This window comes from Desulfogranum mediterraneum DSM 13871, from assembly GCF_000429965.1.
Lineage (GTDB): Bacteria > Desulfobacterota > Desulfobulbia > Desulfobulbales > Desulfobulbaceae > Desulfogranum > Desulfogranum mediterraneum.
On record NZ_AUCW01000007.1, the window covers coordinates 39,566 to 65,074 of the forward strand.

Here is a 25,509-nt window from a genome sequence, read left to right on the forward strand (position 1 = left end):
CCCCTGCCACCAGTTGATGCCCAGGGAATTGTCACATCCCAGAATGACAGACATCAAGGTGATTACATGATCGCAAATGAATGCACATTGTACCATGGCGGCCTCAAAGGAGCTGAGACCGCATTTGGCGAACATGCCGAAAAGTACGGTATCAACGAGACCATCTTTACCTTTGACGGTCACCGCCTTAATCGGGAACGCAACGCGGTCGTCCTCACCGAAGCCGACCTCCAGCGTGGGGACATCAGCATGGAGATTGCCTCCAGGATGATGAACCGGACCTACTATGAGACCGAAAAGATCAGACGGGTCCTGCAGATCATCTTTCACATGGTCAACAAGGGGCACCAGGTCTTTGTTATCGGTACCATTCTTGAAGATGAATCTGTCAAGGGCGGCACCGGCTGGGCCGTTGAACTGGCCAAACTCTTCAACCGCCCCCTCCACGTCTATGACCAGGGCCGAAAGAGCTGGTTCAGCTGGCAGGATGGCGCCTGGCAGGAAGATAGCCCCACCATCTGCTATAACACCTTTGTCGGCTCCGGGACCAGATACCTCAGCGACGACGGCCACGCCGCCATAGCCAAGCTCTTTGCCGACAGTTACGAGAGCTGAGACCGTCAGACCAGGCCGCCAACCATTGCGCTGTGCTTTTCTGCCCGTTAGCCCGGCTGATCCCGGGGTATAATGCCCCGGGCAGAAAGGCCCTGCCGCCTCTCTCCCTCCTCAAAAAAAGCCGTTCCAGGCGCCTTTATCTTGCAAAACCCCTCGGCTCCGGGTATACGAGAGACACCTTAGCCCAGCTGTTGTGCATGGCTCCCTGCCCCCCACAACCTGGACCCAGGCGCCCCCTGTCAGCAGATGCTGCAAGCCAGGCAGGGGCGGAACCGAGTCAAAACAGCCTGTTTCACACCTCCGGCGGCAAGAGAGGCCTCGCCCGCCAGCCGCCCGGGATAACCCGGACAACGATCACCCCATGGCCAACACACAAGTCCACATCCTCATCACCGGAGAAACCGGCTCAGCGCGTTCCTATGTGATCGAACGGCTCACCATCCGCAGAACACTCCTCTGCGGCGGCATCGCCCTCCTGGTCTTTGCGGTGGGAGCAGTGGCCGCTTTCGGCCTGATCTCAGCCAATCAGAACCTGGAGGAGAAGATCTCCGGTTTGAACCATGAACTGCAAACCACCCTGGGGTTGAAATCGGCAGGGATCGTCAGTCAGCAGGAGCTGGCAAGCGTGCTCCAGGAAAAAGAGGCCCTGCTCAGCCGGTACCAGAAGGAGATAGCCGCCCTCAAGGGAGAGCAGCAGGAGAAGATCGAGCAGAGTGTCAGCCGCCTGGATCAACGGACCAAGATCATCGAATCCATGATGAACACCATCGGGGTGAAGATCAAGGTGGAGGAAGATTCCGGCCATAGCGGCGGCCCGTTTATCCCCAGCAGCGAAGGCGATGGGTCCGAAAAGCTGCTGGCCCGGGTTGATCACTACCTCAAGGTCCTGGAAGCCACCCCCTTTGGCAGACCGCTGCCCACCAGAATCAGCTCACGATTCGGCCGCCGCAAGGACCCCTTGAACAAGAAGAAGGCCTTTCACCAGGGCCTGGATTTCCGCGGAAGAACCGGGGACAAGATCATCGCCACCGCCGACGGCACGGTCAAGCGATCGACCTACGCCAAGGGCTGGGGCAACCTGATCGTCATCAGGCATGGCAAGGGCTACGAGACCCTCTTTGCCCACCTCAATAAACGCTTGGTCAAACGGGGCGAGCAGATCCGGCGCGGCCAGGTTATCGGCAGGGTGGGCAACACCGGACGGAGCACCGGCTCCCACCTCCACTACGAGATCCACCTCAACGGCAAACCCATCGACCCCTTCAACTACATCAAGATGGCTGGCTTGAAAAAAACCGTAACCCAATAACAACCTCAACCCTCTGACAACAAAGATCATGGCCCTTTTCAGCAGCAAGGACAGCGCGTCCAGCAAAAACGCCGCCCCCAGCCCTCAAAAAACTGGCAGCCGCAACGGAGCAATCTCGTCCATTATTTCCCAGGAAATGAAGATTAGCGGAGAGCTGGCCTTCAAAGGCAAGGCCAGAATCGACGGCACTCTGGAGGGGAACCTGAAGGGGGAGTATCTTATCCTCAGCGAAAGCGCAAAGATAGAGGGGGATATCCAGACAGATACCCTGATCTGTCATGGTCGGGTCAAGGGGAATATCAACGCTGCCACGGTCACGGTCCACTCCACGGCAGCGATCCAGGGAAAACTGGTGGCAGCCAGTTTGACCGTTGAGCCAGGCGCCCTGATCAGCGGCGAGATCAGCGCCGCCGACAAGCAGACAGCAGCCCCAGGGGACGCCCTGGCGGCAGCCAAGAACGGGACAGCGACCTCGGCGCAGCAGGATCATCCTGCCCAGGCCAAGCCTTCCACCGCTAAAAAGAAGTAATCCGGCCTCCCCTCTTCGCGGCCAGGAATCGGCCTACTTGCCGATGCAGAACTCGGCAAAGATGGCCTCAAGCACATCATCGGGCGTGGTCAGGCCGATGATGTCGCCCAGATAGTCCAGGGCGGCCTGGGCCTCCACGGCCAGCAGATCACAGGAGGCGCCGCTGTCCAGGGCGGCCTCCAGTCCCCTGCAGGCCACGGCCGTCTTCTCCAGGGCGACCAGATGGCGGAGATTGGGGGCACAGCGCCCTACCTCCTGCACCCCCTGCTCCCCACAGACCGCCTGATAGACGGCCTCCTTGAGCTCATCCACGCCCCTGTTCTCCTGGGCGGAGATGGCCAGAACCTGCCTGGGGCCGAAGTGTTGGCGGATCTGTGCCAGTTGCTCCGGATCGGCCCTGTCCTCCTTATTGATCACCACCAGGTGCTCCCTCTCGGCGATGAAGGCATAGAGTTCCTCGTCCCTGTCGGTGAGTTCCACCGAACCATCCACCAGAAAGAGGACCAGATCTGCAGCCTTCATCTTCCTGCGGGCCCGTTCCATGCCCAACTCTTCCACCAGATCACTGTGGGCCCGAATACCTGCGGTATCGACCAGGTGGACCGGGATTCCCCGGATGGAGATCAGCTCTTCGATGGTATCCCTGGTGGTTCCGGCCACCGGGGTCACCAGGGCCCGATCTTCCTGGAGCAGGGTGTTGAGCAGGCTCGATTTGCCCACATTGGGGCGGCCGGCAATCACCACGCTGATGCCTTCACGGATAATCTTCCCGCCTGAGGCCAAACGAATCAGCGCCTCCAGCGGGGCAAGAATATTCTGGGCCAACTGAGTGCTGATCTGATTGACGTCCAGGAGTTCCACCTCGTCATCGGGAAAATCGATGGCCACTTCCAGCACCGCCAGGATAGCGATGAGTTCCCGGCGTACCGCCTCCAGCTCCTGACTCAGCTGTCCCTGGAGTTGATGCACGGCCAGGCTGATCCCCCGATCGGTTTCGGCCTGGAGCAACTCGATCACCGCCTCTGCCTGGGTGAGATCCAAGCGACCGGCCAGAAAGGCCCGTTTGGTAAACTCGCCCGGATCAGCAGGACGGGCCCCTGAGGCAAAGACCAGTTGGAGTACGCGCCGGAGCAGCAAGGGGGAACCGTGACAGTGGAACTCCACCACATCTTCGCGGGTGTAAGTGGCCGGTCCCTTCATGTAGACGGCCAGGATCTCGTCGACGACCTCTCCCTCCTGGTTACAGAGGGTGCCATAGCTGAGTTTATGACTCTCAAAGGCCGCCTGGGGATGATGCGGCCTGAAAAGGCGCTTTAAAATCGCCAGGGAACCGTCACCGGAGATACGGATGATACCGATGCCGCCTGTCCCCGGGGGAGTGGCAATGGCGGCAATGGTATCGGTTTTCTGCAGAGCGGCCATGGCTGCTAGTTTCTCTTCTTCTTGGCGCCTGAACGACGGCCTTTGCCAGGTTTATAGATCAGGACCTTCTTAAAGAGCCCTTCTCCCACGGAGCGGCTCCGCACCCCCTTGTCTTCCTGGAGCACCATGTGGACGATTCTTCGTTCCGAGGGGTTCAGGGCCGGGATGGCCTGGGTTTTACCGTCCTCCTTGACCTGGGCAGCCAGATCCTGGGCCCGCTGCTTCAACTCCTCGGCCCTCCGTTCCCTGAAGTCCCCGGCATTGAGGGAGAGCAGGAAACGATCGGGCAGATTCTGGAGCACCATCTTGCGCAGCAGATACTGGAGGCTGTCCAGGGTACGGCCTTCGGCTCCGATGATCCCCTCTTCGTGCTCACTGCTGATGTCACAGCTCACGGTGTTGCCCTTGGAAGTCACCGTCACCTCTGCCGGAAAGCCCATCAAGGCGAGCAGTTCTTCACTGGTGGACTTGATCATCTCCAGGGCCTCGGCCGAGGGCGGCTCCGCAGGGGCGGGCTCGGCGAGTCTGTCGCCGTTGTCGCGCCCCTCCTTGCTGCCCTCCTCTTTCAGGGTCTCTCTGGGGCTCTCCTCCCTGCCGAGCTCTGCCTCTCCAGGGGCAGCCGGGACGGCAGCGGTTGCAGCCGCTGCAGCCGCTGCAACCTGAGGAGCAGCCGGTTCCTGCTCCTGCTCCTCGGCAGGGGTTACGCTGGCCTCTTCAGGCTGGGCAGCGGCAGCCTCCCTTTCCGGAGGCGCGTCCTGACCCGGCTGCTCTTCAGGCTGGGCCGGAGCAGCCTTACGCTGCACCCGGATATGCGCCTGTTTGCGGCAGAGGCCGAAGATCCCGGCAGAGCCGGTTTCCAGGATGTCGATATCCAACTCGTCCTGGCTTGCACCGAAGGCCTTGCAGGCCTGTTCGATCACATCTGTGATATCTTTACCAAAAAAATCCTTTTCTTTCGTCATGGGACTCATCCTTAGGCCCTTGATCAGGCCTTACTCTGGCGATTAATGAGTTGCTGCTGGAGGATGGAGAGGAGATTATTCACAAACCAGTAGAGCACCAGCCCAGAGGCAAAGTTAATAAACATGAAGGTGAAGACAATGGGCAGAAACTGCATGATCCTGGCCTGGGTGGGATCGGCCGTGGTCGGAGTCATCTTTTGCTGGAGGTACATGGAGGCCCCCATGAACAGGGTCAGGACCGGCAGACCGTGGAGATAGGGGATATCAAAACCCAACCAGAGTCGATCCGGGGCCGAGAGGTCATTGATCCAGAGCATGAACGGGGCATGGCGCAGCTCGATGGCCGCCATCAAGACCCGGTAGAGGGCGAAGAAGAAGGGGATCTGAATCACCATGGGCAGACAACCTCCCAGGGGGTTGACCTTGTACGTCTTGTACATGGCCATCATCTCCTGATTCATCTTGGCCGGATCATCCTTGAACTTCTCCCGCAGCTTGGCCACCTTGGGCTGCAGCTTCTGCATATTCTTCATGGACTTCATCCCCCGCTGGGTGATGGGCCAGAACACGGCCTTGATCAAGACCGTTACCAGGATGATGGCAATCCCGTAGTTTTTGGTAAAGTCGTAGAAGAAGTTCAACAGCCAGAGCATGGGTTTGGCCAGGACATCAAACCAGCCGAAGTTAACGGCCTTATCCAGCGCATTGCCGGTGGCCTGCAGGATCTTCAGCTTCTTGGGGCCGAAGTAGAGGGCATAGGCATAGCTCTTTTCCGCCTGGGGCGCGAGGCTGGTGATCCCTGCGGAGAGCACGCTGCGAACCCGCTCTTCTCCGCCCTGGAGGGTCACCAGGGTGGCCTGATCGCTACGGGGGATGACGGCGGTCATGAAGTAGTTATCCACAAAGCCGGTCCAGCTCACCTGGCCCTGGAGGACGATGGGCCCGTCGCTGAGCTTCTTGGGTTTGGTTTCCACCAACTCCTGATTCAGATAGGCTGCAGGCCCTGAAAAGAGAAAGCGACTGGTGGCACTGGCGTGGGAAAAGGGCTCATTGACCAGGGTCAGTGCCGGCGAGATCTGCACAGGGATGGTGCCGCTGTTGCGCACCTGATAGCTGTCATCGATCAGGTAGGTGTCAGCATGGAAGGTCAGGGTACGGACAATAACAGTCCCATCGGCCAGGGCGGCCTCCATCTCCAGTTGGGCCTGCTGTTCTCCTTGGGCCAGGGAGAGCCGCTCCCGGGAAGCCTTGAACAGGGGAAGGGTCTGAGTTGCACCGTTGTCCAGGCTGAAGAGGACCGGCAGGCTCGAGGCCTGCTGGGAACGGACCAACTCCATGGGTCCGGAGGCCTCGTCCAGGTCCTGGCGATACTTCTTGAGGACAAAACTCTTAAAGCCGCCGCCCTGCTCATTGATCACTGCAGTATAGAGCGGGGTTTCGATGGTGATCTGACGCGCCTCAGGATCAACCGCCACGCTGGGCACCAGGGCGGCCGGGGGAGCGGCCTGAACCTGGGGAAGCGGTCCCTGTTCCGCGCTCGTGACAGGTGCCTGTACCGTAGAGGGAGCGGCCGGCTGCTCGGCAGCGGGCTTCATAAAAAAATACTGATATCCGACAAGGATCAGAAACGAGAGAACAATAGCCAGAAAGGCTCTAAATAAATCCATTTTTTTTTATACCTCGTAAGGAGAGCACCACGTATTCCCGGCAGGCAACACGGGTCATGGTTTTATTTCACGGGATCGTAGCCGCCCCGGGAGAAAGGATGACAGCGTAACAGTCGCCAGAGGGTCATGCCGCCCCCGCGAATAAGGCCATATTTTTGGACGGCATCAATTGCATACTGAGAACAGGTGGGAATAAAGCGGCAGGAGGGGGGGAAGAGTGGAGACACCACCAGCTGGTAGCCTTTAAAGAGCAGGATAAGCGCCTGCCCCGGCAGTCGATGCAGACGGGGCAGCAGCCGCCTGAAGGCTGTCGGCAGTGCCCGCTGGAACAGAGCCACCTTATTCACCACGGACCGGGGCGGATACGCCCTGTGGAGCCGCCGCAGCGGCCATCAGCCGAGAAAATTCAGCAGCGCTGTCCACCGCGAATCCGGGACGAATGGTTATAACGACATCCGTGTTCGACGGGAACAGATCACGATTGTTCCGAAACACCTCACGGACAAGGCGCTTGATGCGGTTTCGTCGGACAGCGTTCCCCACTTTCCGTTGCACACTGATACCTAACCGCTGCTGTTGCAGCCCGTTGCTCAGGTAAATGACAGCAAAAGCGTCACCGCGCAGGCGGCGACCGGATCGGTATACCCGGTTGAACTCCCTGGTTTTTCGCAACCGACAGTTTCTAGGGAGTCCATTGGGCTTCATCTCTGCCTACACTGCCAGCTGCTTACGCCCCCTGGCTCTTCTTCGATTGATAACGGCTCTACCGGCATGGGTTTTCATCCGGGCACGAAAGCCGTGGGTGCGGTGGCGTTTGGTGTTGCTGGGCTGAAAAGTTCTTTTACTCATAACTCGTTTCCTTTCATGGTAGAATATGTTTAATAGGAGCAGACCTGAGTTCGTGAGTCTACTCCAGGTAACAGTTTGTTGACCTGACCTGAGTGGTGGCCTGCATGCCGCTGGCAGCCGAAGAACGCCCCAAAAAAAAGAAAGACGGGGCAGAGCGGCTGCAGTGGCTTCACGAAACTGCGTATTTTAATCACAGCACATACTATCTGTCAAACCATTTCAGAGCGACATGGAAAAAGTATGCCGCAATTAAAATATCCCGCCATCGACTGGAACCAACTTCGCAGGGAGGCCTTCCCCTCCAGCGGCAGCAGGAGAAGAGATCCAAGCAGTTGGGACCAGCGGGCCAGATCCTTTGCCAAACGCAACTCCGGCTCCCTCTATGCCCGAAAATTCATTGCCCTGCTCCGCCCCCAGCCCCACTGGACAATCCTTGATGTGGGCTCAGGCCCGGGCACCCTGGCCCTGCCCCTGGCCCGCCTGGTGAGCAGCATCACCTGCCTTGATTTTTCCGCAGAGATGCTCGCCATCGTCCGGGAGCGCTGCCAGGAGGAAGGGCTCGACAACATCCGGACCTGCAGGATCTCCTGGAGCGAAGACTGGTCCAAAGAGCAGCTGCCCCGCCATCGGGTGGCCCTGGCCTCCCGCTCCCTTGGGGTGGCAGACCTCAAGGGAGCCATCAGCCGGCTCTCTGCCCATGCCAGCGACAGGGTGGTGGTCACCGACACCGTCCGTCACGGCCCCGCCGACCCTGCGGCCTTCCAGGCCATCGGCCGCCCCCTGCAGAGCAAGCCCGACTATATCTACACCCTCAACCTGCTCTACCAGCTGGGCTACCTGGCCCGGGTGGAGTTCATCCGCCTGGATGAACCCCTCTGCTACGGCTCCCTTGCAGAGGCGCTTGCCGGCTACGCCTGGATGTTCCCCCAGCTGGATCACCGGGAAGAGGGCCTCTTGAAAAAATACCTCCGAAGCATTGCCAGCCGGGACCAGGATGGTACAATCACCCTCCACCGTGCCCAGGTCCCGACCTGGGCCTTTATCAGCTGGAATCCGCACGAGCGCTGACCAGGGATCGAGCATCCTCCAGGACACGAGGATTCAAGCCTCGGCCTGCACCCTCAAGCTGAGCCTGCAAGAACACACAGAGACCGTATCATGTTTGGAAAGAAAAAGATTGCCCATGAAAATATCCTGATCCTGGGCCTGGGCGGGATCGGCTCCTACCTGGCCAAGCGACTCCTTCACGAGGGCTACGCCATCACCGTGATCGAGCCCAACGCTGAGCTGATCCGTTACGCCGACGGCACCCTGGATGCCCGCCTGGTCCAGGGCAATGCCATGTCCCTGGACTGCTGGAAAGAGGCCCATGCAAAGAGCATGGACTACCTGATCGCGGTGACCGACAACGATGCCATCAACATGCTCTCCTCCATGATCGCTGACCGCTTCGGGATCCCCACCAAGATCGCCAGGGTACGCTCCCAGGATTTCGGCCATGACGACTCGATGCTCCAGGGCGAAGACCTGAAAATCGACCTCTTCATCCACCCCGAGGAGCTGGCGGCCCAGGAGATCGTCCGAATGATCAAGCGAACCGCCGGCGACGAAATCATCGACATCGCCCTGGGCCAGATGCAGGTCATGGCCACCCGGATCACCGGCAGCTCGCCCTTTGCCCACAAGAACCTCATCGATATCTCCCGCACCTACCATGCCTTCCCCTTTCGGGTGGTGGCCATTTCCCGGGGCATCACCACCATCATCCCCTCCGGAGAGCAGGAGATCCTGCCCCAGGACCAGGTCCTGATCATGGCGGACAAGGCAGACCTGCCCAAGCTGATGGAGCTCACCGGCGTCAAACAGCAGCGGCGGCACCGGGTGATGATCCTGGGCGGCGGCCTGGCCGGGGCCCGGATCGCCGAGTTGCTGGGCAGAAACTTCAAGGTCACTCTCCTGGAAAAGAATGCCCAACGGGCCGAGGAGCTCTCCTTCCTGCTCAAGGACAGCGAGGTCCTCCACGGTGACGGTTCCGACAAGGAAGTCCTGGAGGAATCCGGCCTCAAGGATATCGACACCTTCATCGCCTCCACCGGGGAGAACGAGACCAACATCATGAGCTGCATCCTGGCCAAACACCTGATGGCCGTCCATGACGGTGACGCCCAGGGGGTGCAGCGGAAGACCATCTGCCTGGTGACCAAGGAGGAGTACCTGGTGCTGGCCTCCACCAGCGGCCTGGACATCGTCCTCAACAAGAAGCTTTTGGCCGGCAACGAGATCCTCACCTTTATCCGGGGCAGCGAGTTGCTCTCCATCTCCCACATGCACGGCTTTGACGCCGAGGTGATCGACCTGATCGCCGCCCCGGGCGCCCCCATCACCCGTAAGCCCCTGGCCAAACTGACCAAGGCCCTGGCCGGTCACATCATCGTGGGCAGTGTCTTCAGGGACGGGGAGTGGAAGACCGCAGTGGGCGATACCCACATCCATGGCGGCGACCGGGCCATCGTGATCAGCAACTCCTCCTACCTCAAGGAGGTCCGCAGGCTGTTTTCCGCCTGAACCCCAGATCCTCCGGAGCAGGGCTGGGGAGTCGGGGAGGGGGACGGCCCTTATTTTTTCCAGAACGAGGGGTAGAGGATCACCAGGGCGGAAAACATCTCCAGCCGGCCGACCAGCATGTTCCAGGAGAGAAACCACTTGCCCGGGGCAGAGATAAAGGCAAAGTTCTTACTGGGCCCGATCTCACCAAAGCCGGGGCCGATATTCATCAGGGCCGCGATCACCGAACTCATGGCCGAGACATAGTCGAAGCCCTCCAGGAGGACCATCACACAGCCCCCGGCCAGAATCATCATGATATTGACGATGAAGTAGCAGATGGCCAGATCCACCACCGAAGCCTCCACGGCCCGCTGATTCAGGCGGATGGAGACCACGGCCCGGGGCTGGAAGAAGATCTTGCGGATGGAGGCATACATATACTTGCAGATGATGACGTAATGGACCACCTTGATCCCGCTGGTGGTGGAGCCGGCACAGGCACCGAGGAAGCAGACCAGAAAGAGAAACATCTGGGCAGCCTGGGGCCAGAGCTCATAATCTGCGGTGGTATAGCCGGTGGTGGTCAGGATCGAGACCACCTGAAAGGTGCCGAAGCGGAAGGCATCGGCCAGGCTGTCGTAGCTCTGGTTGCTCCAAAGGATCAGGGAGACGCTGCTGCAGAAGAAGAGCATCAGCACCAGGTACCACTTGAACTCGGTGTTGCGGTAGGCCGCCTGCCAGTTGCCCCGGAGCAGCTGAAAAAACAGCATAAAGGTCACCCCGCCCAGGAACATGAAGACGATGATCACCCAGTCAAAGTAGGCGGAATCATAAGAGCCGATGCTCAGGTTCTTCGGGGAATAGCCCGAGGTGGAGACCGTGCCAAAGGCGGTACAGAGGGCATCGAAGATCGACATCCCCCCAAAACAGAGCAGCAGGGCCTGGATAAAATTCAAAAACAGGTAGATCCACCAGAGGCTGATCATGGTATCCCGGTTGCGGGGCTTGAATTTTTCCTTGGTGATCACCTGGCCCGGACTCGACTCGGCCCGGAACAGGCGCACCCCGCCCATGCCCTGGGGCAGGAGAATAATGGTCAGGGTGAGAAAGCCCATCCCCCCCAGGAGGTGGGTCTCACTGCGCCAGAAGAGCAGGCCATGGGGCAGGGCCTCGATATCGGTGAGGATGGTCGCACCGGTGGTGGTGTAACCGGAGATCATCTCAAAAAAGGCGTCGGTGAAGCCGGGGATGGCCCCATGGATCATGAAGGGCAGTGCGGAGAAGGAGGAAACCACCAGCCAGCCAAAGACCGCCACCACGATGCCGTCCTTGATGTTGAGCTCATACTGTTTGCGAAAAAACCACCAGGTCGGCAGACCGAGGAGGTAGGTCACCCCGGCGGAGAGCAGCAGCGGCAGGAGATCCCCCTCCCCGTAGTAGGCGGCACAGAGGGCCGGAAAGAGCATGGCCGTGCCGGTCACCAGCAGGAGGAGGCCGAACACATGGGTAATAGATGCAAAATGCATAGTTGGACGCCTGATGAAGAGCTAAAGAGCTGCGGTGAGAACAAAGGCAAGGCCGGATGCCGGTCAACTTGGAGCGATGCGGGCTCGGCAGGGACAGACGCTGGAGCCGGCGCCCCGCTTTCCCGGAGATGAGGCCCCTGATCAGCTGATTCCTGTCGCTTCCCGTTGCAAAATTGGACCGTGCTATCTATAATAAATTTTTTATTGCAGAGTCAACAGTTGTTCACCTTTACCCGTGTCCCCTTTGCTCCTCTGTAGTCCACCCCCACCTCCACTATTACCACCTGGATATATGACGGATTTTGATATTGCTGTAATCGGTGCCGGCCATGCCGGCTGTGAAGCGGCCCTGGCCGCAGCCCGAATGGGATGTCGCACCCTGGTCTGCGTGATGAACGCAGATACCATCGGCGCCATGTCGTGCAACCCTGCCATCGGCGGCCTGGCCAAGGGTCACCTGGTCAAGGAGATCGACGCCCTGGGAGGCGAGATGGCCAAGAACATCGATGCCACCGGGATCCAGTTCCGCCGCCTCAACACCAGCAAGGGACCGGCGGTCCGTTCTTCCCGGGCCCAGGCGGATCGGCTCCTCTACCGCTTGCGGATGAAGAAGATCATGGAACATCAGGAGAACCTGGAGATCCGCCAGACCGTGGTGGACGAGATCCTGGTGGAGGATGGGCGGGTCAGCGGCATCCGCACCTCCCTGGACGAGGTGCTCCGGGTCAAGGCGGTGGTGGTGACCACCGGGACCTTTCTCAACGGCCTGATCCACGTGGGGCTGAAAAACTTCCCTGCAGGCCGGATGGGGGATGTCCCCTCGCGCTCCCTGGCAGAGTGGTTCAAGCAGGCCGGCTTCACCGTGGGCCGGATGAAGACCGGCACCGTGCCCAGGATCGACGGCACCACCATCGACTACTCCCAGCTGGAGGCCCAGTATTCCGATGAGCCGCCCAGCCTGTTCTCCTTCTCCTCCGGCGCTACGCCGCCCCAGCCACAGTTTCCCTGCTACATCACCTACACCAACGAGACCACCCACCAGATCATCAGGGATTCCATCGACCAGTCACCCCTCTATGCCGGGGTGATCGAGGGGGTCGGTGCCCGCTACTGTCCCTCCATCGAGGACAAGGTCATGCGCTTTCCGGAAAAGATCCGCCACCAGATCTTTCTGGAACCCGAGGGGGTCGAGACCGTGGAGGTCTACCCCAACGGCATCCCCACCAGCCTGCCCCTGGCCACCCAGATTGCCATGGTCCACTCCATCCCGGGCATGGAAAACGCCCGGATCATCCGCCCGGGTTACGCCATCGAGTATGACTATGTGGACCCACGGGAACTCAGGCCCAACCTGGAGACCAAAAAGATCCAGGGGCTCTTTCTGGCCGGTCAGATCAACGGTACCTCGGGCTACGAGGAGGCTGCAGGCCAGGGACTGATCGCGGCCATCAACGGGGTCAAGTACACCAGGGAAGAGCCGCCCCTGATCCTGGACCGTTCCCAGGCCTACCTGGGGGTACTGATCGATGATCTGGTCACCCTGGGGACCAAGGAACCCTACCGCCTGTTCACCTCCCGGGCCGAGTACCGGTTGCTGCTGCGTGAGGACAACGCGGACATCCGCCTGCGCGCAATCGGCTACGAGCTGGGTCTGGTGGACCAGGCGACCTGGGAGGGGTTTGTCGAAAAACGGGCCGCCATCGAAGAGGCCGAAACACTGCTCCAGCAGATCCGGATCAAGCCAACGGCTGCGGTCAACAAACTGGCCTCGTCGCTGGGCACCACCCCCCTGACCCAGGCCCTGACCATGGCAGACCTGCTCCGCCGCCCGGAAATCCACCTGGCACAACTCATCCAGCTGGCCCAGGCCGCCGAGATCGAGCTAGCGTCGACCTTTCTTGAGTCCAGCTATCAGCAGGAGATCGAACTCAAGGTCAAGTATGCCGGCTACATCAGGCGGCAGGAGGAACAGGTACAGCGCTTTAAGAAGTTGGAGCAGATGGCTATCCCGGAAGAGATGGTCTATGAGGGGCTTCCCGGCCTCTCCAACGAGGTGGTGGAAAAGCTGACCACGGTGCAGCCGCGCTCCCTGGGACAGGCCTCCAGGATCTCAGGGGTCACCCCGGCGGCCCTCTCCGTGCTCCAGATCCAGCTGAGAAGAGAGGGCCTGCTCTAGGGCTGCGGACCATGATCAGCTATCCTCAGATCGACCCGATCATCGTCTCCCTCGGCCCCCTGGCGATCCGCTGGTACGGACTGATGTATGTCATCGGCTTTTCAGCGGCCTACCTGCTGGTCGCCTACCAGGCCGGCCGCTTTCAGTGGCAGCAGCTGCGCAATCAGCTGGACAACCTCAACCTGACCCTGATTGTCGGGGTGATCCTGGGGGGACGCCTGGGCTATGTCCTCTTCTACAACCTGGACTACTACCTGGCTCACCCGGCTGAGATCATGGCCGTCTGGGAGGGCGGGATGTCCTTTCATGGCGGTTGCCTGGGGGCCCTGGGAGCAGGAGTGCTCTTCTGCTCCCTGCAGCGGCTGGACTTCTGGAAGGGTGCAGACCTCTATGTGGCCACCGTACCGGTGGGCTTATTTTTCGGCCGGCTGGGAAATTTCATCAACGGTGAGCTCTTCGGCCGACCCAGCGACCTCCCCTGGGCCATGGTCTTCCCCGGGGGCGGCCCCCTGCCACGCCATCCCTCCCAGCTCTATGAAGCCCTGCTGGAAGGGGTGGTCCTCTTTGTCATCCTCTGGAGCTGTAAAGACAAACCCTGGAAAACACGGCCTGCCCCTGGCTGGCCCCACGGCTCCATCCTGGCCCTGTTTTTGATCCTCTATGGCGGCTTTCGTTTTCTGGTGGAATATCTGCGGGAACCTGATCCTCAGCTGGGACTCATGCTCAACAGCTTTTCCATGGGTCAGGTCTTGAGCGGGGCCATGTTCGGCCTGGGGGGGATACTCTGGCTGTGGCGAGCCAGGTCCGGCGGCTAGCTGGAAGAGACGGCCTGGCTCGCTCTGGAGGGCGGGGTCTGCTTAGAGCAGACTCCTGCAGACAGCGCCCTCCTGGTGGCTACTGCATCTTACGGGAAAGATGTTTCCCTGGACGGAACTTGACCGCCTTACGGGGAGGGATGGGCACCACCTCTCCGGTTTTCGGATTCCGACCGACACGGGGCGCCCGATCCACCACGGAAAAACTGCCAAATCCGGCCAGGGTGACCCGGTCGCCGTCTTCCATGGCCGAAGACATCATGCTCAGCATTTCATTGAGCCCCCGCTCAGCAGCGGCCTTACTGATCATTGCTGAACCGGCAATCGTTTCGATAAGATCATTCTTGTTCATCTTGCCCTCTCCGTTGACATTTCATCATCTGCGACTCAGCCGCTGTTTCTGATTGAACTGGAAGAAGTAAAACGTAGAACAGCGGAAAAGACAATTGAGGGAACTACGGACGCCCCCATAGGTATATTTACCTATGACCAGCAAAAAACTCTTTGAAAGAGAAGGGTTAGCGGGGAGGGTATGACGCAAAAAAAAGAGCCAAACGCTCATTTTTTCAGCCCTCATCCAAAAAGAGGTTATTCCTGACCACGTAGTTGACCAGGTCGATGGTATTCTTCATGTTGAACTTTTTCAAAAGACTGGCCCGATGATGATCCACGGTGCGGGGGCTCAGGCGGAGATGAGCGGCTATCTTTTTACTGGTATTGCCCTGGACCACCAGACGCAGCACCTGCCGTTCCCGCTCCGAGAGGGAGACCACAGGCACACTGGCCTGCTCACGAAAGGCAGCGATCATATCATCGCTGATATCCTGGCTCAGCTGGGGCGAGACATAGGACCTGTTGTTCCTGACGGCCTCGATGGCCTTCAGCAGTTCCGCATCAGATTCCTCCTTGAGCAGGTAACCATCCACGCCGGCGTCAATGGCCTTGTAGAAGTAGTGGTTGTTGCCATACATGGTGACAATCAGGATCTTGACCTCGGGATGCGTCTCTTTCACCTGACCCACCGCCTCGATGCCGTTCATGTTGGGCATGCAGATATCCAGGATCACCAGATGCGGCTCCTGCTCTGCCAGGATATCGAGGAGTTCGAGACCGTTAGCCGCCTCGCCGACAACCCGCATGGCCCCATCTTCGGCGATGATGCTCTTTATACCCTGACGGATGAGGCTATGGTCATCGGCAACGACAATCCGGTACGGTTCCATACTGCAGCCTTCATTTCTTGAGGTTAGATCCATAAAAGCTCTGGGGGTCTCCCAATCCTCTGGTTTTCTTCGCCATGAAGAAGCTCTTGTTCTCGTCTAGACAAAGGAAAAAATCACATCGAGTGCATCTCTGACAGCGATGGGCTTGGCCAAAAAACCATCCATACCAGCCGCCAGACAGACACCCCGGGGGTCTGCCATGCCTCCCCCTGAAAAACCAATAATCGGGGTATGTCTTCTCTGTTCGGCCTGTTCGCGCTGCCGGATGATGCGGGTAGCTGCCAGTCCGTCCATGACCGGCATCTCGATATCCATCAAAATGATTTGGAAATCGGTCTGTTGCCAGCTGGTGACGGCTTCCTGGCCGTTGCACGCAAAGGCCGCCTCAAACTCGTAGCTCTCCAGGAGACTCTTTAAAAAGGAGCGTATCAGTCGGGTGTCATCAACGACCAAGACGGTATGGGGGAGATCGTTTTCCATCGTAAGCAGCCTATTGCAGTTTGCAGTTGCATGTCCAGTTACCCATGCTACCCATTGAAGGATCAGGGACAGTATCTGCAGAGATTCTATGAAAGAATCATGCCGTTACCGCAGCCCAGGCTCCCCCTGTGCAAAAGAGCCGCAGCAGCAGCAAAAAAAGAGGGGGGGACGATTCGGCCCTGCCCCGATGATCCGGATCCAAGGCGGGGGGTGGCGGGAAAAGATACCTCGGCCAACCGCTGCTCTTTCCTCAGGTTTCACCCTCCTCTGCCGCCGGCGGAGCCGCTGGGGATCGACGGTCCCCCTCGGGCAAGCACCGTTGGCCAAACCAGGCTGCGGTCAGCCGCCAGGCCTGACCAGGCCCCGGGGTGAGACGACAACAAATATTGCGGAGAAGCCGTTTTACTCCAGGAGCCAAGGGCCACCCCCCCCAAAGAAGAGGGGATGGCAGACCAGGCAATCTTTGTTGACAAGAAAACTTTTATTGCGGGGTACCCCCGGGGGAGATTCCATGCCTCTGCACAAACTGGCTCAGGGCCTGACGGCTCATGCCGATCATCTTTGCCGCCAGACTGATACTCCCATCAGCCCTGGCCAAGGCCTCAACCACCAGACTTCGCCGCACCTCTCTCATGGTCGGCAGGGCAGCGCCAAAGGAAAGGAGCGGAACAGCAGCCCCAGCCAGGGGCTCACCTCCGCCTGTGGCCCCCTTCTTCCCCTCGACCATGGCTGCAACCGTGTCAACCCCCAGGCAGGGGCCGACCTGCCTCGTCAGGGCCCCCTGCACCACAGCCTGCAGCTCCCTGATATTTCCTTCAAAAGGTACATTTTTCAGATAGAGATAGACCTGGGGAGAGATCCTTGGGACCTGCAGCCCCAGTTCTGCCGCCGCCTGGGCGGCAAAATGGTCCACCAGCAGCGGCAGGTCGTCGAAGCGCTCACGCAGGGGCGGAAGAGCGAGATGATGGGCATAGAGCCTGTAGTAGAGATCCTTCCTAAAGATCCCCTGGGCAACGAGTTGATCAAGATCTCTGTTGGTGGCGGCGACGATCCGGGCATCACTCTGCAGGACCGTATCAGCACCCAGGGGAAGAAAGGTTTTTTCCTGAAGCAGACGCAGCAGTTTCACTTGAGATTTTGGACTGAGATCTCCTATCTCATCGAGGAACAGGGTTCCCCCGGCCGCCATCTTTATCTGACCGGCCCGGTTGGCATGTGCCCCGGAAAAAGCCCCCTTCACATGACCGAACAAGGTATCGGCAAAGACCTCGTCATCCACCCCGGCAACATTTACGGCCACAAACCTGCCTCTTCTCCCGCTGGCCCGATGGATCGCCTGGGCAACCAGCTCTTTGCCCACCCCTGTCTCGCCGTTGACCACCACCACCTGACTGCTGGGAGCAATGACCTCGATATACCTGAACAGGGAGAGCATCGCCGGATTCTGGCTAATGATATCGCTGAACAGTTCTGGATGCTTGGGTCCGCCTTGCTGCTCCTTGTGCCGCAGGGCCTCATTTTCACGGCGGAGTTCCCGCAGTTCAAGGGCTCCATGGATTGCTGCCAGCAACCTGCCGGTCCCCAGGGGCTTGCTGACAAAATCATAGGCCCCCTTTCTCATGCAACGCACCACGATCTCGGTGGCGTCGCAGGCCGTGGCCATCACCACCGGCAGGGCGGGATATCGGCGGGCGATCTCCCCAAGCAGTTCCTCGCCGCCCAGGTGGGGCATGGAGATATCAAGCAGTACCAGGGAGGCACCACGCTGTTCAAGCTCTGTCAGGACATCCCGGCTGTCTCCAATGGAGACCAGGTTATTATAGCCGCCGATCTGCAGGGTTCGGTTGATGGCCTGGGCCACATCGGGATCATCGTCAACGATAAAGAGCGGTTCATCGGGTCGCAAGCTGCTGTTCAAACCAGATCCTCCCTTGCCACCGGCAGAGAGATCCGGAACAGGGAGCCCCCCCCCCTGGCTGCTGCTGATATCAAGGTGAGCGTTCAGCTCCTGAATAATGGTGTAGCTGACGGAAAGTCCCAGGCCGGTACCGTCTCCCACCTCCTTGGTCGTGAAAAAAGGTTCCAGGCAGCGTTGCCGGGTATCCTCATCCATCCCTATACCGTTATCCTCCACCTCAACCCGCACCACCTGGCTGGAGGTGTTCTCGTCCTTCTTAAAGGCCAAGGCCGCCAACTCAGCGGCTGTCAGCTCCTCGTGGGCGAGGAGAACGGTGACCTTTTTCTGAAAGCCCCTCTGCTCGAGCGCACGCGCCTCCACGGCATATCTGGCGTTGGTCAGAAAGTTCACCAGTACCTGCTCAAACTTCTGGGCATCGGCGAGAACCAGAGGAAGTCTCTCCGCGCAACTCACCTCAAGCTCAATACCATGGGTTCGAAACTGCTCCTCAAAGAAGAGAAGCACGTTTGCCAATGGCTCGGAGAGAGCAATCTTCGCCAAGCTGCCTGCAGGAAATCTGGAAAAACGACGCATATTATCAATAAGACGCGTTATCTTCTCAACCTGCTTTGTGATCTCGGTGAGGCTGTCGCTCAGCAGGGTATCGCTTGGAGGGGGCATATCGGCCGCCAGACAAGTCAGGCAGTTCTCTGTGTTCAGGTTAATAACCGAAAGCGGTTGATGAATCTCATGCCCTATCCCGGAGGCCATCTCTCCCAAGGCCGCGAGCCGGCCGGCATGGGCGATCTGCGCACGCTGGTTGTCGAGGGCAGCCTCCATCTTCCTGCGAAGGATGGCCGTGCCGATCATGGTTGCCGAGGTCTTCAAGGCATCGAGCTCCGGCTTGGCCCATCTCCTCTCGGACTGACAATCCTCAAAGCAGAGAAAACCCCAGCAATGCTCCCCGGCGTTGATCGGTATGCAGGCTATGGACTTGAGCTGAAGCTCCTGGAGCAGACGGATTTCGGCCCGGGGAAAATCGACGACATTGCCGTGGATGAGCTCGCTCTTTTCAAAGGCAGTGAACCAGCGCTCAAGCTGGGACCTTGCATAGGAAAATTCCGGAAGGATCGCTGCAGCCAGCGGGGCAGGCAGATGTTCAGCGCTCCAGCCAACCAGCTGCCTGGCCAGGGGCAGCCCATCGCCATCATGATGGTGGCGGAATATCTGGACCCTGCTGACGGCCATAACCACGCCCAGCCGGGCGACAAGCTCCTTGACGTAGGCCTTCCAGTCGCTACTCAGGAGCAGCCGCAGAGCCATCTCAGCCACCTCTGCAAGCACCAGGTCACGCCGCACCAGGGTCGCCTCCAGCTGGTTTCGCTTGCGGATGTCCTGTTCCAGTTTTTGCAGCAGTTGCCTGTTCTCTCGAACGAGCAGGTACTTCTCACCCGCCCTGTCAAGCAGCTGGAGCAGGTCGGCCTCGACCCAGGGCTTGAGGACAAACTGATAGATATTGCCCTTATTGATGGAGTCGATAATGTCTGAGACCTCGGTATAGGCCGTCAGGATAATCCGAACCACCTCCTCATTTCGCTGCTTGACGGCATGGAGGAGCTCGACACCGCTCATCCCGGGCATGCGCTGATCGGCAACGACTATGGCAAGATCATCGTGGTGGTCAAAGATCTCCAAGGCCTCTCTCCCGGAAAGCGCCGTAATCACATCAAAATTACGCCTGAAGGCGATCTGGAAGTTGGTTAGATTTACCACTTCGTCATCAACATACAACAGCTTTAGTTTGGTCAACGCTCTTCTCCCAATCCTTGAGGCCACCTTGAGCCTGGCTTGAATCTTAGCACAACACCCACCTCCTGCTCGGTCTCTTTTCCAAGGGCTCGGCCAGCCCCTCCCCTGCAAACAGCGGACTCCATGGCTGCCTCAATGGCTGACTCAACGGCTGACCAGGCCGACTGACTACGCCTTCTTGAGCTGGCCTCTTGCCCGGGGACCCACCGGGAGGATGATCTCGAAGACCGTTCCTCTTCCCGGTTCACTCTCCACCTTGATATCTCCGCCATGCTGCCGGATGATGGTATAGGAGATGCCGAGCCCCAGGCCGGTTCCCTGGCCGATCTCCTTGGTGGTAAAAAAGGGATCAAAAATCTTCTGCAGGTCCTGCTCTGCTATGCCGCAGCCGCTATCTCTAAAGAAGAGGTGGACCTTTTCCTGGCGGCACTCGGTTCTGATCGACAAGCGCCCCTCCCCGCCCATGGCCTGGATGCCGTTGTTCATGATGTTGAGAAAGACCTGGCTCATTCGCTCCGGCAGACAGGGAACCGGGGGCAGCACCCCATAGTCACGATCAACGGTTACCTTCTCCATGAGCTGCCGGTCAAGGAAGGGGATGGTGGAATCGATCACCGCGTGCAGATCCAGGGGCAGCGAGGCTTCCCTATTACTCCTGGAAAAGGTCCTGAGGTCATGGACGATACGGCTGGTCCTCCTGGCTCCTTCATCTATGTTCGCCAGCAGCTGGTCAACCAGGGGAAAGAGCTCATCAAAAAAGAGTTCTTCTTTTACCGCCCTGAGCTGCGCCCTCTTCTCGGCCAGGGCATCGCTGCAGACGGCCTGTTCCAGTTCAGCGTAGCAGCCCAGGATCCTCTTGATGTCCTCCACCAGCCGATGGAGCGAGGGCAGTGCGGCAGAGATAAAGTTAACCGTATTGTTGACTTCATGGGCAACCCCGGCCACCAGCTGGCCCATGGCGGCCAGCTTCTCCTGCTGGATAAGCTGCTCCTGGGTCTGCTGCAGCTCGCCCAGGGCCTGGCTCAGCTCCCTGTTGGTCTGTTCAAGCTTCTCCTGTTTGCCGGCCAGTTCCTGATTGGCCTGGCTCAGCTGCAGGGTCCGCAGGTGCACCTTCTTTTCCAGGTTTTCATTCAGGAGAGCAATGGTTTGAAAGGAGTGTTCAAGATCAGTGACCATGCCCTCATAGGTCTCTGTCAGGACCCTGATATCGCTGGGCCTGCCCGGATCCGCTCTTCTCTTTCTGATGGTCGACAACAGCTCCTGAAGCGGTCGGCTCACCCTGGCGACAATGAAAAAGATGAGAAAAATGCCGACCCCTAAAAAGAGAACCACCGAAACCCCGGTCTGGATGAGGATATTGCGCACCCCGGCCTGGAGGATATCCTTGGAAAAACGCACAGCCACATAGCCGACGATCTCTCCCTGCCGACTGGTACCATTCTCCTCAAGGTACCACGATTCTCCCTCCAGGGAAGCACTGGCAAAGGAGACCTGGCCTCCGTAGATAAAGCTGTCCCCGGTTTCCCGGCCCAAGCGCGCACGCTTGTCATCTCCCTGCCCGGTCAGTTGCAGTTCTGCCGGGGTCGTGATCCTGCTCTCGGAGGGGGCGGCACCCTTCCTGGTTCTCTGGAGCAGCCGTCTCTGCTCCTTATTCCAGATCACCACCTCCTTGATGTGCTCCTGGAGCATCAGCCCTTCCACCGGGAGGGCCAGCTCCTCTTCACTCTCGGTAAAGACGGCAACGCGAATGGTATGGGCAAACATCCTCACCAGGCCGGCGCTCTGTGCCTGGACCAGGGAACGATAGGTCTTTTCCTGGATGTTGATCAGAATCAGATCAAAGATCGCGGCCATACAGATCATGGAGATAACCAGGGCCACGATAATCTTGGCCTGAAAGCTCTTGCGCAGGGCAACAAGACGACTAATCACGATCCTCTTCCTCGCTGACTATTGAGATGCCAAGCTTCTCGGCCATCCGCTGATTGACCAGTGTCTGCGCCTGCGGGGCGACAACAGCCCTATGGCCGGAGGCTTCTCCCCGGGACAACAGCTCCACGGCCAGGGTTGCTGCCTGCAGGGCGATGCCCTCCAGATCAAAGGTGATGGCAAGGGTGGCCCCCCGCCTGAGCAGCTTTGCAGAGAAGGTCAGGAGGGGAATCTTATTTTTGATGGAGAAGAGAAGATAACTCTCCATGGTTTTTCGGTTGGAGACCGTCAGGTCGGGCAACATCCAGAGCAGATCGACCTTGCCCTGGAGCGATTGGATCAGCTCAGGGACCTCACTGCTCCTGGCGGTGGAACGGGTGATGAAGTGGAGATCAGGGGCTGCAGCCACCAGTTGCTCGACAAGGCCCGAGCTTCGCTCCGGATCGTAGACCAGACCGACCCTCCGGACCCCGGGCAGAGCGCGCCGCAAGGCTGCCAGCTGTACCCGGGGGGGAACCGCCAGGCCAACCCCGCTGACCGCGGCTCTCCCGCCGATCATCCCGGCGGGATCAGCGACCAGCAGATGAACGATGGGCAGCTCCGGGACAGTGAGGGCCGCCTGCAGGGCCCGGCTGCCGATGGCCAGGAGAAGATCGGGACGGCTCTGGGCCAGCTGGTCGGCAAGCCCTGGCCGGTCGGAACCGGAGAGGACGATTTCCCGGACCTGGTGGGGCTGGATGGCCGTTACCCCCTGGTCGGCAGGGACCAGCCTGGTGAGTTCCTGGGCAAAGAGTACCTGCAGCCGCTCGCTCAACCTGCTCCTGCTGCCCTTGACCACCACTATCTCATAGGCCATGACCAAGGGGGCCAGGCTGAAATAGGTGAGCAGGAGCAGCAAGAGGATCTTTTTCATAGACGAGAGGTTCCGAGGTTCCCAGGGTTCTAAAAGATGCTGCCGGCGCAGCAACTCCGCTTGAGCTGCCCGGATCCCAGCCCCCTGATCAGACCGGAACCACCACCGGGAAGCAGCGATGGCCACCAAGACCACACCAGCAGACAGCAAACCCAATGCATAAAACTTGCCCAAAAAAATACAAACCCAGGGGGGTGGAGGAGGGCCGCAACTCCGCCTGAAAAACTGTCAGGGCCACAATCAGTTCACTTTTATCGATAAGCTCTTAAAAATCAAAGTATTTTCCTCGGGACTCCCTCCCTGGCAGAGAGCTTGATTCAGGGCTGGCCTCAAACCGGGAGCTGCTCAGGGGAAAACAGGCCAGCCCCCCTGGCCTGCCGATTTTCTTTGCAGCAGAGGAGCTTCAAGACTTTTGGCTCCATTTCTGCTATCCTGGCGAATCAGCCTGCTCTACTCCCTGCTCTACTCTCTGCTGCAGGCCCAGGAAAGGCAAAGATGTTCATCTCGGGCTCGATCTGCTATCCTGCGGAGAAGCGCCCCAGGGAACCGGGAGAAGGCTCTCTTAAGGATACCTAAGGATACTTAAGGATACCTTCAAACATGGGATTTTTCGTTCGGACTCAAGCCAGGCTCAAGCCAAGGGAAAAAAGGCTCAAGGCCTTTAGCCACCCTCAGCCACCTTCAATCACCTTCAATCACAACCTGCCACTAAAACTATGAACAGACCCTTTCTGGCGATACCCCTGCTCCTGCTGACAAGCCTTCTTGCCTGCCAGCCGCTCCTGGCCGAGACCGCCGCGCCCCCGTCTTCCCAGGAAGAGGAGCTGCTGAGCATGTACTTTGAGGAGGAACAGCTGGTGGAGAGCAGCTCCCGTTCCCTCAAGCCGCTCAGCCAGGTTGCCGAGAACGTCACCGTGGTCACGGCCAAAGAGATCGAGCAAATGCGGGCCCATACCCTGGCAGAGGTGCTGAGCCGCCAGCCCGGGGTGTTTGTCACCTTCTGGGGACAGGATTTCCTGGGCACCGCCAGTGTCTCCCTGCAGGGCTCCCAGCGGCATCATGTGCTCCTCCTCCTGGACGGGGTCCGCCTCAACCATAACTCAAACGGCTTTGCCCTGACCAGCTTCATCCCCCTGGGGATCATCAAGCGCATCGAGATCATCAAGGGCGCCGCCTCCTCCACCTGGGGCTCGGCCCTGGGCGGGGTGATCAACATCATCACCAAGGATACGGGCAAGACCATCCGTCCCAGCGGAACCATCCATGCCAGTTACGGCGAGGCCGACAGTTACGAGCTTGCCGCCGATGCCGCCGGCCGGGTCAAGGCCCTGGGCTACTACCTCTACGCAGGCAGCATGGACTCCGACGGCCTCCGCCTTGACCGCTACGCTAAACGGGACACCCTCTACGGCAAGGTCCAGCTCCAGCTGCCAGGCAGCTCCCAGCTGAGCGTGACCGGCGGCTACAGCGATCCCTCGTACAAGGGGCTCAACTGGAGTGATGCCTGGGATATCGAGGGCCTGGACCTCTATGAAGAGCTGGATCAGCAGGATAGCTGGGCCACCATCTTCCTTGACACCAGGCTCGGCTCCAGGACCAGCCTCCATCTTGCGGCCCAGCACTTTCACAACAGCTTTACCATTAACCGTAAGACCCGGGGCAGCGGGAGCGGCGGAACCCGGGGCAGCCTCCTCTTTGGCGAGGAGTGGGAGGACAGCTCAACCAACCTCTCCGCCCGCCTGACCTGGGCCGGGACAGCGCTGACCGCCAACCTGGGGCTGGAGTCCAACCACAGCAAGCTCCACTACCAGAGCAGGATGGGGCCCTTTTTCGGCGGCCCGTCCACCACCACAGATCCGCCTGTCAGCGAGGACCGCAACGGCGTCTACGCCAACCTCAGCTATGTCCACGGCAAATGGACCCTCAGCCCGGGCCTGCGCTACGACGCCCATTCCAACTCCGAGGAGTCCATCAGCCCCTCCCTGGGAGCCACCTACCAGCTTTCCCCGGAGACCCTGTTCCGGGGCCTGGTCGCCAGGGGCTTTTCCGCCCCCTACCTGGCCGCATCGACCCATTCACCGGAGCTGAACCCGGAAAACATCTGGACCTTCCAGCTGGGCCTGGAGACCGCCCGCATCCCCATGCTCCACCTCAAGGGGACCATCTTCCATCACCAGATCGAGGATGCCTGGGAGCCGAACAGCGTCCCCTGGAGCAACAGCGGCTCCCAACGGCTCAAGGGCTTTGAGCTCGAGGCCCGGACCGAGAGCTTTCACGGCCTCAGCCTGAACGCCAACTTCACCCTGGTCAGCGGTGACGGCGAGGTGGCAACAGACGAGGGCTTTGGTGATGACGAGACCTACAGCGGCAACCTTACTGTCAGCTATGACCATGCCCCCGCAGGCCTCAGGGCCGAACTGGCGGGCCGCTACCTCTGGCTCAACGAGCAAAATCTCATAGAAGAGCCGCGGCACGGCACCTGGCTCTGGGACCTGCTCCTTGCCAAGGAGCTTGAACTCCCCCAGCTCAAGGGCGAGCTCTATCTCAAGGCACACAACCTCTTTAACACCAGCCAGTACTGTGACTATGAGTATCCCAACCCTGATCGCTGGCTGGAAGTTGGACTGAGCGTTCGCTATTAACAGTCCAGTTGCATCTGCCCGGAGCTGCCCCCGGTCAAGCAGTCAAGCACTCAATAACTCTTGACATCAGTCGTCCCCCCTCTATAATGACTGTTGGAATAGTTTCAACGACAAGCAACACTCTGTGGAGGAGAGGATGAAGAAGAAAATGATTATTTTACGCAAGGGCAAAACCGTGAAACAGGTCGCCGCAGACGCC

The 25,509-nt window shown here is 59.3% G+C and carries 21 protein-coding genes; 8 read left to right on the plus strand and 13 right to left on the minus strand.

The features are described 5' to 3' along the window. Positions 1-66: 66 nt before the first annotated feature. The 3 genes from G494_RS0103305 to G494_RS25990 all read left to right on the plus strand — a co-directional run bounded on the left by G494_RS0103305 (position 67) and on the right by G494_RS25990 (position 2,453). Positions 67-615, plus strand: a complete 549-nt coding sequence (locus tag G494_RS0103305; RefSeq protein WP_028583392.1) for a hypothetical protein — start codon at positions 67-69, stop codon at positions 613-615. 361 nt (positions 616-976) lie between these two features. After that, positions 977-1,924 (plus strand): M23 family metallopeptidase, encoded by a 948-nt coding sequence (locus G494_RS25050; protein WP_051305335.1) that lies wholly within the window; start codon positions 977-979, stop codon positions 1,922-1,924. Positions 1,925-1,952: 28 nt separating this feature from the next. Then, positions 1,953-2,453: a bactofilin family protein gene (locus G494_RS25990; protein ID WP_084456336.1), complete on the plus strand. Its 501-nt coding sequence runs from the start codon at positions 1,953-1,955 to the stop codon at positions 2,451-2,453. Positions 2,454-2,486: 33 nt separating this feature from the next. Here G494_RS25990 and mnmE read toward each other — a convergent pair whose 3' ends face one another. The 6 genes from mnmE to rpmH all read right to left on the minus strand — a co-directional run bounded on the left by mnmE (position 2,487) and on the right by rpmH (position 7,353). Beyond that, positions 2,487-3,875 (minus strand): tRNA uridine-5-carboxymethylaminomethyl(34) synthesis GTPase MnmE, encoded by a 1,389-nt coding sequence (gene mnmE, locus G494_RS0103320; protein WP_028583393.1) that lies wholly within the window; start codon positions 3,873-3,875, stop codon positions 2,487-2,489. A gap of 5 nt (positions 3,876-3,880) precedes the next feature. Next, positions 3,881-4,837 (minus strand): Jag family protein, encoded by a 957-nt coding sequence (locus tag G494_RS21690; RefSeq protein ID WP_051305336.1) that lies wholly within the window; start codon positions 4,835-4,837, stop codon positions 3,881-3,883. A gap of 23 nt (positions 4,838-4,860) precedes the next feature. Next, entirely contained in the window at positions 4,861-6,504 is a 1,644-nt protein-coding gene (gene yidC, locus G494_RS0103330; protein WP_028583394.1) for a membrane protein insertase YidC, read from the minus strand. Between the two features lie 62 nt (positions 6,505-6,566). Next, positions 6,567-6,779: a membrane protein insertion efficiency factor YidD gene (gene yidD, locus G494_RS0103335; protein WP_028583395.1), complete on the minus strand. Its 213-nt coding sequence runs from the start codon at positions 6,777-6,779 to the stop codon at positions 6,567-6,569. Positions 6,780-6,843: 64 nt separating this feature from the next. After that, complete coding sequence (gene rnpA / locus G494_RS0103340; protein ID WP_028583396.1) at positions 6,844-7,209, minus strand: ribonuclease P protein component; 366 nt, start codon at positions 7,207-7,209, stop codon at positions 6,844-6,846. Positions 7,210-7,215: 6 nt separating this feature from the next. Further along, positions 7,216-7,353, minus strand: a complete 138-nt coding sequence (rpmH, locus tag G494_RS25995; protein ID WP_084456340.1) for a 50S ribosomal protein L34 — start codon at positions 7,351-7,353, stop codon at positions 7,216-7,218. 240 nt (positions 7,354-7,593) lie between these two features. On the opposite strand from rpmH, the gene G494_RS21695 reads away from it, so the two are divergent. Together G494_RS21695 and trkA are read left to right on the plus strand one after the other, a co-directional pair. Then, positions 7,594-8,421: a class I SAM-dependent methyltransferase gene (locus G494_RS21695; RefSeq protein ID WP_051305337.1), complete on the plus strand. Its 828-nt coding sequence runs from the start codon at positions 7,594-7,596 to the stop codon at positions 8,419-8,421. Between the two features lie 90 nt (positions 8,422-8,511). Continuing rightward, positions 8,512-9,918 (plus strand): Trk system potassium transporter TrkA, encoded by a 1,407-nt coding sequence (gene trkA / locus G494_RS0103350; RefSeq protein WP_028583397.1) that lies wholly within the window; start codon positions 8,512-8,514, stop codon positions 9,916-9,918. Between the two features lie 50 nt (positions 9,919-9,968). On the opposite strand, the gene G494_RS0103355 is transcribed toward trkA, so the two are convergent. Next, on the minus strand, positions 9,969-11,426 hold the full coding sequence (locus G494_RS0103355) for a TrkH family potassium uptake protein (RefSeq protein ID WP_028583398.1): 1,458 nt from the start codon (positions 11,424-11,426) through the stop codon (positions 9,969-9,971). A 292-nt stretch (positions 11,427-11,718) separates the two neighbouring features. On the opposite strand from G494_RS0103355, the gene mnmG reads away from it, so the two are divergent. Both mnmG and lgt read left to right on the plus strand, forming a co-directional pair. Beyond that, on the plus strand, positions 11,719-13,602 hold the full coding sequence (gene mnmG, locus G494_RS0103360) for a tRNA uridine-5-carboxymethylaminomethyl(34) synthesis enzyme MnmG (RefSeq protein ID WP_028583399.1): 1,884 nt from the start codon (positions 11,719-11,721) through the stop codon (positions 13,600-13,602). 11 nt (positions 13,603-13,613) lie between these two features. Further along, on the plus strand, positions 13,614-14,417 hold the full coding sequence (gene lgt, locus G494_RS0103365) for a prolipoprotein diacylglyceryl transferase (RefSeq protein ID WP_028583400.1): 804 nt from the start codon (positions 13,614-13,616) through the stop codon (positions 14,415-14,417). 79 nt (positions 14,418-14,496) lie between these two features. Here the strand turns inward: lgt and G494_RS0103370 are convergent, their stop codons facing one another. The 6 genes from G494_RS0103370 to G494_RS0103395 all read right to left on the minus strand — a co-directional run bounded on the left by G494_RS0103370 (position 14,497) and on the right by G494_RS0103395 (position 22,668). Further along, a complete protein-coding gene (locus G494_RS0103370) occupies positions 14,497-14,769 on the minus strand; it encodes an HU family DNA-binding protein (RefSeq protein WP_028583401.1) in 273 nt (90 codons plus the stop codon). Between the two features lie 214 nt (positions 14,770-14,983). Further along, positions 14,984-15,640, minus strand: a complete 657-nt coding sequence (locus tag G494_RS0103375; RefSeq protein WP_028583402.1) for a response regulator — start codon at positions 15,638-15,640, stop codon at positions 14,984-14,986. Positions 15,641-15,736: 96 nt separating this feature from the next. After that, complete coding sequence (locus G494_RS0103380; protein ID WP_028583403.1) at positions 15,737-16,120, minus strand: response regulator; 384 nt, start codon at positions 16,118-16,120, stop codon at positions 15,737-15,739. Positions 16,121-16,601: 481 nt separating this feature from the next. Next, on the minus strand, positions 16,602-19,826 hold the full coding sequence (locus G494_RS25055) for a sigma 54-interacting transcriptional regulator (protein ID WP_161629930.1): 3,225 nt from the start codon (positions 19,824-19,826) through the stop codon (positions 16,602-16,604). Between the two features lie 168 nt (positions 19,827-19,994). Then, on the minus strand, positions 19,995-21,758 hold the full coding sequence (locus G494_RS25060) for a sensor histidine kinase (protein WP_051305339.1): 1,764 nt from the start codon (positions 21,756-21,758) through the stop codon (positions 19,995-19,997). Beyond that, positions 21,751-22,668, minus strand: a complete 918-nt coding sequence (locus G494_RS0103395) for an ABC transporter substrate-binding protein (protein WP_028583405.1) — start codon at positions 22,666-22,668, stop codon at positions 21,751-21,753. The genes G494_RS25060 and G494_RS0103395 overlap by 8 nt, the downstream gene beginning before the upstream one ends. Before the next feature lie 716 nt (positions 22,669-23,384). On the opposite strand from G494_RS0103395, the gene G494_RS0103410 reads away from it, so the two are divergent. Then, positions 23,385-25,310 carry a TonB-dependent receptor plug domain-containing protein gene (locus tag G494_RS0103410; RefSeq protein WP_028583406.1) on the plus strand — a complete coding sequence of 642 codons (1,926 nt, stop codon included), beginning with the start codon at positions 23,385-23,387 and terminating at the stop codon, positions 25,308-25,310. Positions 25,311-25,509: the final 199 nt, after the last annotated feature.